This window comes from Paenibacillus sp. LHD-38 (assembly GCF_031157315.1).
GTDB lineage: Bacteria > Bacillota > Bacilli > Paenibacillales > Paenibacillaceae > Pristimantibacillus.
In genome coordinates, this window is the sequence record NZ_JAVIFU010000009.1 from 102356 (window position 1) to 118400 (window position 16045).

The 16045-nt window shown below is 38.8% G+C and carries 10 protein-coding genes; 1 reads left to right on the top strand and 9 read right to left on the bottom strand.

Features of this window, described 5'->3' with window-relative positions; translation table 11 throughout:
* Nucleotides 1-394: 394 nt before the first annotated feature.
* The 4 genes from RCO25_RS09985 to RCO25_RS10000 all read right to left on the bottom strand — a co-directional run bounded on the left by RCO25_RS09985 (nt 395) and on the right by RCO25_RS10000 (nt 4054).
* Nucleotides 395-994: a hypothetical protein gene (locus RCO25_RS09985; RefSeq protein WP_308996001.1), complete on the bottom strand. Its 600-nt coding sequence runs from the start codon at nt 992-994 to the stop codon at nt 395-397.
* A 3-nt stretch (nt 995-997) separates the two neighbouring features.
* On the bottom strand, nt 998-1699 hold the full coding sequence (locus RCO25_RS09990) for a hypothetical protein (protein ID WP_308996002.1): 702 nt from the start codon (nt 1697-1699) through the stop codon (nt 998-1000).
* A gap of 102 nt (nt 1700-1801) precedes the next feature.
* Complete coding sequence (locus RCO25_RS09995) at nt 1802-3037, bottom strand: IS110 family RNA-guided transposase (RefSeq protein ID WP_308996003.1); 1236 nt, start codon at nt 3035-3037, stop codon at nt 1802-1804.
* Between the two features lie 237 nt (nt 3038-3274).
* A complete protein-coding gene (locus RCO25_RS10000; protein ID WP_308996004.1) occupies nt 3275-4054 on the bottom strand; it encodes a recombinase family protein in 780 nt (259 codons plus the stop codon).
* 182 nt (nt 4055-4236) lie between these two features.
* Between RCO25_RS10000 and RCO25_RS10005 the strand changes: the two genes are divergently transcribed.
* A complete protein-coding gene (locus tag RCO25_RS10005) occupies nt 4237-4443 on the top strand; it encodes a helix-turn-helix domain-containing protein (RefSeq protein ID WP_308996005.1) in 207 nt (68 codons plus the stop codon).
* A gap of 259 nt (nt 4444-4702) precedes the next feature.
* Here the strand turns inward: RCO25_RS10005 and RCO25_RS10010 are convergent, their stop codons facing one another.
* The 5 genes from RCO25_RS10010 to RCO25_RS10030 all read right to left on the bottom strand — a co-directional run bounded on the left by RCO25_RS10010 (nt 4703) and on the right by RCO25_RS10030 (nt 16036).
* On the bottom strand, nt 4703-5611 hold the full coding sequence (locus tag RCO25_RS10010) for a hypothetical protein (RefSeq protein ID WP_308996006.1): 909 nt from the start codon (nt 5609-5611) through the stop codon (nt 4703-4705).
* A gap of 114 nt (nt 5612-5725) precedes the next feature.
* On the bottom strand, nt 5726-6394 hold the full coding sequence (locus tag RCO25_RS10015) for a helix-turn-helix domain-containing protein (protein WP_308996007.1): 669 nt from the start codon (nt 6392-6394) through the stop codon (nt 5726-5728).
* Nucleotides 6395-6539: 145 nt separating this feature from the next.
* Complete coding sequence (locus RCO25_RS10020; RefSeq protein WP_308996008.1) at nt 6540-6827, bottom strand: magnesium and cobalt transport protein CorA; 288 nt, start codon at nt 6825-6827, stop codon at nt 6540-6542.
* A gap of 12 nt (nt 6828-6839) precedes the next feature.
* Complete coding sequence (locus RCO25_RS10025) at nt 6840-13391, bottom strand: S8 family serine peptidase (protein ID WP_308996009.1); 6552 nt, start codon at nt 13389-13391, stop codon at nt 6840-6842.
* Nucleotides 13392-13447: 56 nt separating this feature from the next.
* On the bottom strand, nt 13448-16036 hold the full coding sequence (locus RCO25_RS10030; protein WP_308996010.1) for a S8 family serine peptidase: 2589 nt from the start codon (nt 16034-16036) through the stop codon (nt 13448-13450).
* Nucleotides 16037-16045 lie beyond the last annotated feature (9 nt).

Here is a 16045-nt window from a genome sequence, read left to right on the forward strand (position 1 = left end):
GATTGTTCTTACACAATAACCATCGCTTCAAATAGTCAGATAGTTGCAAGGGATTTTCAAATTGCCCTTACTATTGTAGACGGTGTATGTCTGATGGCAGTTGCGGAAGGTATTTTATTAGGAAAAACCGCGAGAAAACGAAGATAAGCATTTTGGCATGAAACATGGAGGTAACTGGGGATTTTATAGGAGTTGGGAAGGAGGGCGACAATGCAAAAAGGGTATAAAATTCAAGCAAATTGCTGTACGCACACGATTTTGTCAGATTTTTGATACGGGGCTGATAAGGGTTAAGTTCTATCTGGAAGTGCCGCCCGATTCATTCGGCACTGGGTGGGGGCTGTTATCAAAAAAAACCACATGGAGATGTTGCACTCACATGTGGTTCTCAAGATTATTTAGTTTTAGTTAAACCTGAATCAATCACTTGTCCAGTATACGGATCGACAAAGCACCAGTAGGTTTCAAATGACTTCAAATTCTGAAATCGAAACTCCCAGTATTCAGAATTCCGATTTTTCGTACTCACCAAAACTTGATCATACTCTAATTTGTTGTTTTTCTCTAATAGAAACTTTTTTGCAATGTCGAATGCTTGGGTATAGTCGTAATTCCAACTCTCAGGATGAATTACTCCCGGAGGATTTAGTACATCATCAGTGCCTAAACTTGTTAGAGAGATTAGTTTATTTAATTCTGAATCTAACTGCACCTCAACTACTTCTGATTTTGAACCACTATCACTTGCAAAGGTTAATTTAATCTCCCCTTTAAGACCGTTTGTGGATTGAATGGAAACTCCACCCAAGTGATAATCTTCATTATCATAATATTCACTTACATAAGGAGAAACAAGCGGTGTTAACTGTTTAATATCCATCGATTCAACTGAAATATCTTTATTGATGTTAATCTCACGATCATCTCTAATAAAAAACAATACTGAAAATATAACTAGTATGGCTATTGACAAGATCGGTATTATTTTCCTCATAAATCACCTCAATAAAATTTTTGTATATGGCAGGTATTCAAACACTTTTGAAGCATAGTCATTTCCTTTTTTTCTACTTTCTGGAGTACTCATAGAAGCGTTGTAATAAGGAACTACTTCTTTCCACTGATCCATAGTTAGGGACGATGGATCAACATCATTTCCATACATTTGCTGAGCTTGATAAACTAGAATTACAGCTATTGTTTCAATATTAAATGCGTCATCTTTAAGTTTGCTCTGCAAACCTTTGTTGGATTTTGGCAATACAGTATTAGGGCTAACTGCCGACCATGCTGTACGGGCTGTACTTGGAAATATTGCACCTAGTCCAACTGAATGTGTTCCACCTCTAATTTTGCTATCAAGCATCGCAACCCAGTCAGGAATTGATTTCGTGTATTGTTCTTTGACTATAATCGCTAATATTAATTCAGGTGGGACACCCCACTTTTCCCCTGCACTATTGATATCAGATTTATGATCGATAATCGCACTTTTAACCGTCACATTAGCGTCAGTTCTATATGATGCCCCACTGTATTGATTTTCTAAAACATCTGCAAGATCATACCAAGCACTTCTTGCTGTCTTACATTCAGAATTACTCATTCCATTACATAATTGATCTCTTGGTTGATGACCTGAAGGGTCAGTATACCTCAACGGATTATTATGCACATACGTATAAAGATTCTGACTCAACGGATTGTTAAGCTCCCCTTCATACGTATCCTAGTTAATAAAACTGAACTTAGAATAAAGAAGGTGGCAACTGGAATGTCAATCCAATTACCACCAATTATATCATCCTGCTTGCTGTATCGGTAAGGTCGGCATCACATAAACGGATTTGTTTTTCATCATTGCATAGATGATATTTACCAGTTTACGCATAATGCAAACTATCGCTTGCTGCTTTGTTTTACCTTCTGCTAGTCTTTGCTCATAATAGGCATGAAAATGTGGATTTCTTGGTTCTTTCTTGGTGCGAGTAACGGCTATTTGTCGGATAGCAAGGCTTTTGAAAATGTCATGTAGTTCTCGGTTACCTTGCTTACTCTTGTAGTTTCTTGATTTATTCCCAGAACCTACGGTTACAGGTGCGATACCTGCGAATCGAGCAAGCTTGTCTGCTGTTGAAAAGCGGTGAATATCTCCTATTTCAGCAACGAGTTCTGCCGCTGTCACTAATTCAATGCCTGTCATGGATTCAAGCTGGAAACCAAGCTGCTTCATCAAGTCCTCAATATCGACTTCAATGCTGGCTATTTCCTTCTTAAGAAAGCCTATGGTTTTCACCTGACTCTTCACAACAGAATCTCGTGAATCCTGAAAATCCCTATACGTATCACCGTCAGCAGCAATCAACGATAAGATTTGACTAGCCTTCTTATTAGAAAGTCCATTGTTACTATGGCTACGTAGAAAAATAGCAAGTTCATCCTCTAATACATCTGTTAGTTTCTGTGGAGAAGGATAGGACTCCCATAAGGCAAGTGCCGTTTTGCCATCAACTTCTGAGAAGAATTTCTTATAACTTGGATACGGATAGCTGATCTGCTGATGTAATTTTTTTACCGTTCCAGACAAGCTATTTGCTAACCATTTCCTTTGAGTTATAAGCTGACTAATCGCCCAGTATAGATCAATTGGCTTTGCGTCAGGCAAATTGTGCAATTCATCACGTAAAACTCTTGCAACACATTCTGCATCCCAACTGTCAGACTTCTCGACCGTCACATGGCTCTTTCTTCTAGCATTAGATAACTTAGGATTAACCTCTTTTACCCAGCACTGCTGTTCTATCAGATAGACAGCTAACCCTCTGCCGTAGCCGCCTACATCTTCCAAGCCGTAAACCACGGATAACTTCTTTTTTGTATGCTTCTTCACTTCCTTAACAAGCAAAGGAAATGCGGATGGCTTGTTGTCAAACTTGATTTCTCCTAGCTTTTTGTTCCAGCAATCCGTAATGACGGCTGTGTGATGCTGTTTGTGGAGATCAACACCCACATAGATAAGATTTTTCTGTTCAATCATCTTTGTTCGCCCCTTTTGTCATTGTTATTTGAATCGTTACTAATAAGTTTGATTCTCATTTCACACAAGATTCATTACTACGTAGATACTTGCTCTGTATGAATCCAGCCTATTAGTAACCACTCAAATGAGCGGCTAGAACATCAATGGTAAGATAAGGTTGCATCCTCAGTTCGAGCGGTCAGAGCCGCAAAGACACGTTAGCAATCTCTTATTCACCTTAATTGTATCCTTTGACTAAATAATAGCTTGATGCAATCCATCTGCTTCAATCTGACCGTAACGATACTTTCCTTGATAAAATGATTTGCGGTCTAGGATGCGTTTTACCTGTACCTTGGTAAATGACTTTCCTTGCTCCGTTGTGAACCCTTCTTCATTCAACTGCTCAGCTAATGCGGATAGTGACCATGCTTGAAACTGTGCTTTCAATTGAAATAATCTCTTTACGATTGCTGCTTGCTTCTCGTCAATAACGATTTTCTTTGAACCACGCTTTCCCTTATAACCAAAAGGAATGCCACCACCTGCAAACTTGCCTTCAGATGCTTTCTTGTTTCTTCCACGCCCTAACTTCATGGTAATCTCTAGGCGTTGGTAAGCATCCAACAATTCCATCAAACCATTGATTAAAAAGTCTGATGGGTCTTTCTTAAAGATGCTGTATGTAGGCTGTTCGATGCTCTGAATATCAATGCTATGCCGTTTTAATTCACGATGAACAAGCACTTTGACAATATCGCTTCTCCATAACCGACTTGTGTTTAGAACGACCACGAAATCAACCTTATTACTGGATATAAATGTCATCATATCCTGAAAACCTTCACGTTCGACTTCTAAGGCTTCCTCGTCTACCTTTGCACCGCTGATTCCTTCGTCCGTAAATACGTGAACGAGATTCCATCCTTGGCGGTCACAATAGTCTTGAATCTCGTCCTGCTGATAAGACAAGCTATAACCATCCTTCGCTTGCCCTTGTGTGCTTACCCGAACATAACCGATAACGTTCTTCATATTTTTTGCCCCCATTAACCCAAGCGTTACATCAATTCTAATTCGTGTTACGCTTACAAGTTATACTCTTAAAAGTATAATTTTATTATATTACCTTTAAGAGTATATATCAATGATAGATTAGGTGAAATATGATATAGTACGATTAACAGTTCGTTCGTAAAGTGGAGGATCATTCAAATATGAAATTGAAAATACGATTAAAAGAAATACTTGCCGAAAAAGGAATTTCACAGCGACAATTATCTCTGCAAATGAATATTCGTCATGCAACAATTAACCATCTATGTTCTGATTCCGTAGACAGAGTCTATATCCGAACGCTAGAAGCGATATGTGAAGCCCTTGATATAAAGATTCATGAACTTATTGTTGAAGAACAAGAATAAGCTATCGTATCGCTTTCTATTTTCAACTTGTCTCGGTCGCTGGATGTGCTATGCCCATTTTGAAAAACACAATATAGTCTATTGATTTAAACTACCCCCGATGGTTAGTTATCGTCTTTCCATTAGTTTCTCAGAATCGGGGATTGCTTTTACTTAGTTTTCAAGTAGAATTAGAACTAAGTTATTTTTATTTCATCCAGCATATTGGACTTTTTATCGTTATCGGCAAAATAACGTGTCCGTGTCTGTGGATGTGTATTTACTGGTTTATTACCAGTGGCTCTAGGCAGTTCCCTTTGGGAATTGTCATTTTTTTTGCCAAGGCTTTGCGATTGGCATAGGTTGACGATGTAAATAGTTGTCTTAGCGTTGATTCTTCGAACATGTTTTGCAACACTTGGAAACCTAGAAGCGTTTCGATTTTCGTTATGCTCTCTTTATTTTCCATTAGCCAAGATAAGTCCATCGTGCTTACTGATGACGGATATTCAATTTCATTTAGCACTTTAGCCGTCATGTAATCAAAGAATGACTTATTGAGCAACTCAATGGCATTTTTAGTTGGTGAGAACTTCTTCATGTCGCTATTACTTGACTTAATTTCAAGCCGTAAGATTCCCTTGGATTTCTCGACAAGTTCAGGAGTTGCTTTCTCTTTTTGTATCTGTCGCTGCTTGTCATAGAAGATAATTCTGCTGCTCTTGTTGGAAAACTCAACCGTCTGATCTTGGTTGTAGCTTCTTGTGTTCTTAAATGCTAACTTCTGCTTGCTTAGCATTCGTACATACTCACCAACATCTTTGCCTGCTTGAAAGTTCCAACATATATCTGCTCGGCTTATCGACCATTCCGAATGGGGAATGCTAATCGAAAAGAGTTGATGAATACGTTGCTGAACACTTTCAAAAAAGCTGGGAATATCATCTTCGGTAATAAGAGTTACATTGTTTCCATACAACAGCTTTGGTATAGAAACTTGAATCGACAACGTCTGGCTGCCATCGAGATACTTGATATATGACAACTGCTTATCATATATTTCATACCTCGTTTGGAGTACACCAGTTTCCTTGTTTAGAAATGTAACTGACTTACAGTTCTCCATGCTTAACAATGCTTCTGATTCAAGGTGAATCGGTCTTGCTTTTATCACAACCGTATCAAACATTCAATTCCTTCTTTCTATTTTCTGGATGGATTAATATTCTGGATCAAATTAGCTATGTTATAAGAAAAGATAACATGCCTACATCGTAATCACCTCCCTTCAGATATTCTCGCCTTACTCTTTCATCCACAGCAAATCATGCTTTTTCAGAAGCTTAAACAATTCGTTATGAAAGCTTTCTTCCTCTTCATCCCATACTGCAAATCCTGTAATATCCATGAAATACATCATAGAACGCAATGCTTCGATACGCTTATCATGCTTTCTATACCATTGTAGTTGCTGCTCAGCATCCAGATTGTTGGGAACAGATTCATTTAACACGTTTGAAGCCCTTTCTAGAATCTCATATGCTTTATTACCCTGCTCGGGATCATAAAGTTCATGATATAAGTCTCCTTGAAGCGTAAGAATAATCTTCTCTATTTTCAATTCATCGTAAATCATTCGTTTCTCTTCCTGATAAGGATCAATTGACCTAGTGTATTCATGCTCATTTCCATCCGTATCGGTAAAATAGTCAGGTATTTCAAACGAATCTCGTTTAGAACTTCGATTCAGATAATCCAGTCTCAGCTCGATCTCTTCTATTTTCGTTAACTCTTTTTGAAAGTATTCTGCTTCAAGATTGAATAGCTTAGATAGTGCTTCTAGCTTGGCTTTTGGAATGGGTCTACGTTTACTCAGCCAGTCTGTAACCGTTGATGGTGTAATAGCCAACTTCTCAGCTAATTTCTTATACGTTCCATTGTATAGCTTTACGATGTATTCTAAGCCGATCATAAATATCCCTCCCATTAAATGACGTATCGTTACGTCTTGATGCAAATATACCATTGACGTATCGAAACGTCAATAGAGGTGGATAAATATTTTTAAGCAAAAAGAAACCACATGGAGTAATACTCACATGTGGCATTTAAACTGGTCATATATTTAAAAGCTTAGTTATTTTATTAATAATACGTTCTATCTCCTCTTCATCAGTATATACGTTTGGATAAAGTATGCGTTCCTGTTCAAATGGCGAATATCTAGATGATGCTCTAGCTAGTTCACTAAAAAGAAGCCTTTCTTGACCATTTAATTCTTCAAATTCAAGATCATGATCATAGGTTGATTGAAACTCTCTACAAAAATTGTCCATTTCAATTTTCTTCAGTCTTTGTAATTCAATCAACCAGTACAATCGCTCTTTTGAAGTCCTTTGTTCCATATTGACACCGCCTTATTTAATAGCCCCTAATGGACCAATTGCATCTCTTGTATACTCAAAATGATAAACTGTATTAGAAGCTGAATCATAGAGTACTTCCAAATTATATTTTTGAACATAATTAACTGTGACATTGTATCCAAGTGCAGGGTCATAAATTGATTTGGATTGAGTTTTATACATTTCAGTATAATACATTATTGCCTTACTACCACGTGGATCAGGCAAACCATTTCCATATTTTATTGCTGAAATTAGAGTTTGAACTGGAACAAACCTTCCGGCAGTCTCCATTCTAGTTGTAGTTGTTACAGTAAAGTTCAAACCTTTTTCTAACTTTGAAATCTTCCCAAATGCAAATATGCCCATTCCTGTTGAAATCGCCGCCCCTTCTCCGGGGTGATTCTCAACGTAACTGCTTAATCCTTCTGTAAATCCTTGAACAGCACTTAATGCAGGAAACATTTCATGTGCTCGCTTCATTATCTCTTCCATTGGAATCATTTTATCGGTACTTTGCATAATATTTGAATTAGAGTAGCCTGCATTTCGTGCTTGTGTTCTTATTTTTTCTGCTTCACTAGACCAATAATCCCTCTCCGATGTAGTCGTAGCAACCGACCACATGTTCTTCATTTCATTAATGACATAATTAAATCCGAGCTTTTCATTCCAATGCCCTGTCGGATCAACATAAATCAACGGATTATTATGCACATACGTATATAGGTTATGACTTAATGGATTTCCCAGTTCCCCTTCATACGTATCCTCATTAATAAACCGCGCTGTAGATGGATCATACCACCTTGCTCTTAAATACTGCAGTTCTGTACTCTCGTCCCAGTATTCGCCTGAGTAACGAAACGGATTATCAACTGTCTCTGACTCCGTAATAGGATTACCCCAGATATCATACGAGTACTGATTCTGTATGTTGCCTTGTTCATCACGTAACTCTACAACATCACCGTGACCATTCATGAGATATGATGAGCGATTCGCATTCTGTCCATCAATCCGCTCAATTAAACTCAGTCCGTACACGTATGTTGCTTTCTCAGTTACTGTAGTTCCCTGAACGGTACCTTCTGCAATGATCTGATCATTACTCCAGTAGTACCTGGTCGTCTCGCCATTCTCTGTACGCTCCACCAAACGATCGTCACCATTGTATTTATACGTAATGACACCTTCGCTTGTTGTTGCTTTCTTCAGGCGATTCCAATCATCATATTCATAGGATACTGCATCAATCTCTGGTAAAGCATCTGAAACAAGAGAGAATCGATTGCCTTTGGCATCATACTCATAGGTTTCACTGAATTGTGTATTCGTCTGAATACGTCCCAATACGTCATAGCTATATTGTTGAGATGTTCCATTCTCAGACTTCTGTGATGTATTCCCTGTTAAATCATAACTATAATTATAGCTGTTTATCACTAATCCATCAGAACTCTTATGTTGCAGTTGCGTCAGTTCCAGTCCATTGTAAGTATATTCCGTTTTTATGCCATTCGCCATTTCAATATTACTAATTTGATCATTTTTCAAGTACGAATAAGCAACATTTTGCTCCGTATCCGTAGTGACCGTTTCCATACGATTTAAGTTATCATACTCATAGGCTGAGGAATGACTAAATGGACCGGTAATAGTGGATAAATTACCTCGCCCTTCATAGGTATACGAAATAGCTTTACCATCAGGGTATTTTAGTTCTGTTAACTGTCCCGTACTTTGATCATACGTATACTCGGTTTTTCCCGTTTGGTCAGTCATCGATTTGCGCAGACCGTCCGTAGTGTAAGCATATGAGATTATTTCGCTTGGGCTACTACGGTCTGTCAACATGTTTCGACTATCATACGTATACGTAAACGAAATACCTTTACGGTCTATGAATCGCTCCATATTACCTGCTGCATCATAATAAATTTTCTTGATTTTTCCCGCTTGATCTGTTTGCTGTTTCAAACGTCCTAATTCATCAAATTTCTTCTGCACATTGCTTCCGTCCGGATAAATAATTGCAGTCATATTTCCAAATGGATCGTATTGATAAGTTGTCGTTTCATTCTTTGCATTCTTCACAGCTGTTAACTGTCCTAGCACATCATAAATATATTCGGTCACATGGTTCAGTGCATCCTGTGTGGTCCTCACCTTACCAGCTTGATCGTACGTATACGATCGTGTCGTTACAAAAGCACCATTCTTCTGCGATTGCGTATACATCAGTCGACCATATTGATCATACTTACTTAGTGAAGAATTATTTTCCTCGTCCGTTACAATCGTTCTATAGGCGATATCGTCGAAATTCGTAGTAATAAAGCTTCCATCCGGTTTTGTCGTTTTCTGAACTCTATTCCAATTGTCATAGGTGTTAACGACACGGTTTCCTGAGGCATCCTCAATCCAGTTATTTCTACTGAGCCCGTCATAACCAGATCTCGACTTTTTCACATAAACACCGTTTTCGATGATACCTGATTCCACTTGCAATCCCAGACCATTCCATTTGACAACAGACTTCTTGTTGGCTTCATTCGTTGTTATTATCTGATTATTAACATCATCATAAGTGATGATGACCTTTGTCAGGTCGGGATTAATCACTTGATTAACCCGATCAAGATTGTCCCTGATATATTCCGTTACATTCCCTTTTCCGTCATTAATCGTTTTTGTCGCTCCGGTTCTTACATCATAAGTTGCTTCGGTATAGCTGGTACGGGCAATTTCATCCGCGTCTTTATAGGAGTAAGATGCTTTTATTGGAAAAGCCGATAATACATCGTAGGTAAAAGCAGTTTGCGATTTTCGATCTGTACCATGTTGCTCGGCTAGAGTTATATTTCCAAAGGTATCGTACGTGTAAGTCCTTTTACGTAGCAACACTCCCGAAGCATTATTCTCCCGAATACTGTAGTCGATCACATCGTTCTGATTATTTCGAGTTAATTGTACATAAAGGCTTTTCCCACCACCCACAGGCGTCAACGCCGATGTTAACAAGTGTGATACGCTGTCATGTGTATAGGTTGATTGATTACCTAATGGATCAGTCTCACTGATCACATTGCCCCATGTATCATATTGAGCAGAACTAACGACTCGAGTAGATTCACCTACCCCCGATACAAAATAATTCGTTGTCGATATAGGATAAGGATTTCGATTTATTTCATCGTAAGTTTTCTCAGTAACACGATTTATGGCGAGATCAAATGCTTCTATTTTCGTGTTATAAAACATAGGTGCTGTATTGTCATCTATATAGTCTTTCTTATACGTATAAATAGACACAACTTCTCCACGCATAAGCTTCGTGGTAAACGTGATATCATGGTTATACGTGCTTCCAATATCTTGTGGGTAAAGGAAAGACGCACGGTTAAACTCCGCATTGGTATTATCCGAATACGTCAGAATATCTTTACGGACTGCAACACGGTACACTTCATTGACAGAGTTAGTGCTCGTATAACGTTTGACCGGCGATCCTTCGTATTCATATACAGTTTTTGCTCCGGTCGGATGGGTTACACCTGTTAACAGAGCATATGGATTTGTCGTATATGGATCAGAACCAAGCAAGTTAAATTTCGCACTTGCGACATGGTAATCATAGGTCGTTGTACGTTGAAGCGGATCAATAACCTGGGTGAGCAGCTCTTTATTATTTTGTGTTGTTTTCTTATAAATAACTTGGCGGTCACCCATTGTTAACATTACTTGGGTTGAGGTATAAGCAATGACAATTTTATTACCAATTGCATCAGAGATTTCTGTCAATACCTTGCCATACGGACTTACATCAGCATATTTAAATTGAGTATGGTTTTTATAAGCATCGGAAATTTGAAGCAACAAACCATTAGAGTCGAAATACTGTTTTCCTCCCGCACGAAGTTTTAATGCATAAGCCGATGCTACACCATGAACGTTTACCGTTGTATCCGATACCAGTTGTACATCCTTATATGGATATCCCTTGAGCGTCTGATTTTCCACTTTATATGTGCCTGAACCAGCAAGATGAACGTATGTACCTCCACTGAACGTTAGATAAGGTATATTCCATGTCCAGCCTTTACCAATTGGAAATTTCTTTTCATCCTTTGCGTCGACCACGTTATTATAATAGTATGAGTTTGTACTTTGTGCAGAAATAACTTCTGCATCTGATATAACTTTTGTATACGATATTTGCTGAGAGTTTGGATTTCCATTCGGCGGAATATATTCAACAACTTGTCCTTTAGAAGTAATATAAGCTGCTTTCACCTCATTTGCACTTGCCAGTGTTTGATATGGACCAGCTAGAAATAAATGAATATCAGTTTCTATCCCGCCTACAGAATTAGTATTATATGTGGATTTGCTAAGATTATATTTAGTTTTTGTTATTCGATCATACTGTGCACATTGATCAGCGTCAGTAACCGTATAACTACCTTGCACATTATTAGATGCACTATCACGGGCAGCTTGGGTAGTATAATCTAAATGATTTAATGATGACCAAGTATCCGAGTAGGTTGTAACTAAAGCACCTGTAGAGCAGGCATATTTAGCTTTTATGATATGATAATTGTAATCTAAATAAAATGTCGTATATTGAGTTGTCTTCATTCCACTCACAGCAACATAATAGATAGTGCTTACATTTGTAGCCAAAGCTGGCTCCATATCATAATATTGTGAGCCTCCCGAATCGTAGGTTCGGGTTAGTGTAAATCCATTACCATTGCGCCCAGGAAGCGTAAAATCCGATGCTGACACAGAAAGAGAGCCTGAAAGTGTTGATACACTCTCGCTTTCCAAATTCACTCGATAAGGAGCCTCTCCCGTTTTTAAATTCAACATATCCAACTGTGGGGCTTCTGGTTCTGTAGGCACGGTAGCAGCACGGAATAAGTTAGCTTCTTTTAAATTCATAGACCCAAGATCCGATTGGATCTCGCTTTTAGCTTGTTTGGATGCATTGATTTGTTTCTTTGCAAGCTTATCTATTTCATACTGCAAACTCGTTTTATTCTGCTTATACCTGTGAATAGCTGTTTCAATTTCTTCTAACGTGAATCCTTTATCTAACTGTTTTTGTATATCTTTGACCGATATGCCCCATTCTTCCGCAAGCACCTCGATATTTCTTGTTGCGGTATCTTCGAGGTCTATTTGATCAAAATTCGCTTCGCTCTTTGCTAGTTTACGCTGGATGCGTTCGGACAGTTCCCTTTGTGAGGTATCTGGACGTTCTCGCTCTTCTTCATACGTATCTACTATTTTCTTTTCTGCAGCAAGTTTTGCATCTTCTTTCTCTTTCTTTTTTTTCTCCTCTTTTTGTTTCTTAGCCGCGTCTCTCTGTTTTGCCTTTTCCTCTTGTTTTACAATTTCCTGTTTAATCCATTCATTTTCTTGTTCTTCCGTCATTAATGGCTGATCATTGTTGTTTTTCTTTGCTGCAAAACGAGCTAGGCCATTGCCATATTCCCTTACATCACCTAAATATAATGCCGACGCATTCATAAGTTCGCGAATTTCCACATTGGAAATCCCTTTGAACGCCTGCATATATAGCGCTGCAACCCCTGCAACAGTAGCTGTCGATACAGATGTCCCACTCTTCGTTACAGTAGCTCCATTAGAATCTAATCCACTTACCTCAACTCCAGTAGCCATAAGCTCCAGTTCATTACCGATGTTAGAAAAAGGTGCGCGAATATGGTTTTGATCAACAGAGCCCACAGCGATAACGGAATGAAAACGCGCAGGATAGTCAATAAGATTTTCACTTTCATTCCCTGCAGCGGCCACGAGGAGAACGCCATTATCATACGCATAGGCCATTGTATCGGCAAGCGCAGTGGAATACACGTCGGCACCGAAGCTCATAGATGCGATATCCATCTTGTTATCGACTGACCATTCGATCGCTTCAATGACATCACTATACGAACCTACGGCTTGTCCATCCAAAACTTTTAACGCATACAATTGAGCGCCTGTGGCTGCTCCTTGGACCTCAGTTGAATTCCCAGAGATGAGACTGGCAATATAAGTACCATGTCCGTTATCGTCCGTGTAATCTGTAACCCCATCTACGAAAGAGGCTCCACCTGAGACCCCTAATTGATTCGATTCTGTAATACCTGTATCGAGAACGGCTATTTTCACACCGGATCCATCGATGCCTCTAGCTTTCGCTTCTGTTACTGAAGCTGCCATTGCCTCATCTTTTACAGCATTTTTAGTGGCAGCTTTCGCTGAGATTTTAATGACGACATCCTCTTCAATGTATTCAACCGTCTTGGATTGAATCAATTGCAACAGCTCAGCAGCTGACAATTCAGCTGAAGCTAGTTTATTGTGTTTAAATTTCTTTTTGAGCTTTTTTCCTTTTAATTGTTGATCAATGCTACTCTTGTTTACAAACTTAACCAAATATGATTTGGTCTCTTTAGCTGGTCCTGCTGAAAACACACTTACGTCAAAGGTTGTAAATAGTATGATGAATGTTAAAAAAAGGGATAGTAGCCTTAGTTTTTTCAACTCGTAATCTCCTCTGATTTCGTATTTATACTAATCATTTCTACTAGAGTGAATATTCAAGAAAAAAATTCTTTTTTAACTAAGTTTCCGTTGTTATCGTACAGATAGTCCAATTTGCCTCCAGTAGCTATCAAAATATAATCTAATCTTCCGGCACTGTCGTACACATACGTGCTCTTAGGATTAGCAATCATTAATCGCGCACTAACACTTTGGCCTGCATAACCTGTGAGCCGAATATAATAGGTGCTGCCTGCATTTAACGTATACACGATTTCCGAAAAACGAGTACCGTTCGAGTCATCATTAGATGCCAAGGTGGTGGTTAAGTTGGTATTATTGTACAAATACAGCATGGTATCGCTTGATCCGCCGGTACCCGCATATGGACCCGTATAAACGCGGTATTTTCCAGTGACAGCAGGTGTGAAATTATAAGCAATATATTGATTCTGGCCTACATTAACATCGATGGGGGTATTCTTCGTTATGGTTTGAAAGGTTTGCAGTTCCTGAACGACATTAATTCTAGCATGAACACTTTTTCCGTTATATCCCGCAAGTTTGATATAAAAACTCTTCCCCGCAGTCATATTGATTTTGACTTGTGAAAATAAAGTTCCGTTTGAGTCATCATTATAGGCGATCTGGTTGGATAAACTTTCAACCGTATAAACATAGAGAAGAGTATCGCTAGAACCGCTTGAATTGGTTCCATTAAAATATTCCGTGTAAATTTTAAAGTACCCTGAACTGGTTGGAGTGAATTTAAAGATCGTGCTTCCACTGGTAGGAAGATCAACATCAATCGGTGAATTTAGCGATAGAACTGTTGTCGTGTTAACTTCCGCGGTAAGTCGTGCATGGACAGCGCCACTGGGGCTAAAGTGACGTATTTTGATATAGTATGTCGTGTTACCCGTGAGAATGGGTTTGATTTCTGAGAAATTTGTACTATTAGAATCATCATTTGAGGTAATAAGCATCGTAAGTGCCGCATCTGAATATAATTCGATTACAGTATCGTTTGATCCCCCGGTACCTCCATACGGGCCAGTGTAAATCCTATAAGTCCCGAATACTACTGGAGTAAAACTAAAAACCTCGTAAGCTCCTGCTGCCAAACTAACGTCGACAGGAGAATTAGGTAAAAGTTGTGATGATAGTGTACTTAATGGTTCAGTTTCAGATTCTATAAACGCCGGAAGCTTTGCGGTATAATCTGCGATTGTTTGCTCATATACCGTTTTAAGCTTTTCGAGTTCAATCTTATGATTTGAGTAATATGCGTTAAGTGATTGCGCTTGCGCGACAGCATCCTTTGATACTGGAATCTCTTGACTAAAGTACAACTCATTGTTGGAAATAATGAGTGAATTATAGTCATTATCGATTTGTTTGGCTAATGAAATATCATCAATTTGAATGGCATGGTCTCTCAGATTGATTAACATCTTGCTCATTACTAATATTTCAGAATCAAACTTTTCAATTTCTGATTTCTCTACTGGCTTGGTAACATGAGGACCCTCACTTAATCCCAGCGCTTTGGCCAAGTTGACTAATCCTTTGCCGTACTCATTTGGTTCACCTAGTGATGTGGCCGTATCCAACAGCTTCTGTTTCACATCTTGATTTGTTAACGTAGGATCGCTAGCCCACAATGCCGCTGCTGCTCCTGTAACATGAGGTGCCGCCATTGATGTTCCAGACTGCGTGGTTGATTCACCATTCAGACCTATACTTAATATATTTGATCCAGGAGCTACGAGATCAAGCTGTGATCCCGTACTTGAGAAACTTGCACGTTGATTCGTTTCATTGATTGCCCCGGCGGAAAGGACTTGAGAATAACGGGCCGGATACAATTCAGTCTCTTCACCTATTCCTTGGTTTCCAGCTGCCGCAACAATTAATATTCCTTGACTATCAGCTGCAGTTATCGCTTGTTGAAGGGCTTGGCTATCTGCCGTATTGCCAAAGCTCATTGAAATCACATTCATACTTTGGTCAATAGCCCAGTCAATACCTTGGATTGCTTGACTGTATGTACCTATTCCTTCTGTATTCAATACTTTTACAGCGTATAATTCGATGCTAGGTGAAATACCAATAAAACCTCTGTCATCCTGAATAGCAGAAATAATTCCGGATACCGCTGTACCATGACCGTTAAAATCATCGTAATCAGATTCTTCAGGTGCAAAAGAAATACCCCCGGCGATCTGCAACTCAGGAGACTCTTTATCGATACCAGTATCTAACACGGCGACTTTTATCCCTTCCCCGTAAAATCCTTCGTTATGAGCCTCCCATGCACCGACTTTTTTTATGTTATCCGTATAAAGGTCATCTTCTGACTGTTGGGTAGTTGGAGTACTTGTATCTCCTTCTGTATCAACTATTTCATTCATGACTTCAATTGGATGATCTTTCTCAATATACTCAATATTTTCATCCTTACTAAATGTCTCAAACTCTGTCTGTGTAAGCTTGGCTGTCATAAATGATAAATGTTTATACTCTTTCTCAGGTTTTTTATCTTTCTTTTCTAAAGCTTGCTTCACCTTTTTTTTGTCCTTATATTTAATGATATAACGTTCCTCTTTTGAGGAAGTATTGTCCCCCTCCCCATTCGGCTTCATTTGCTCATT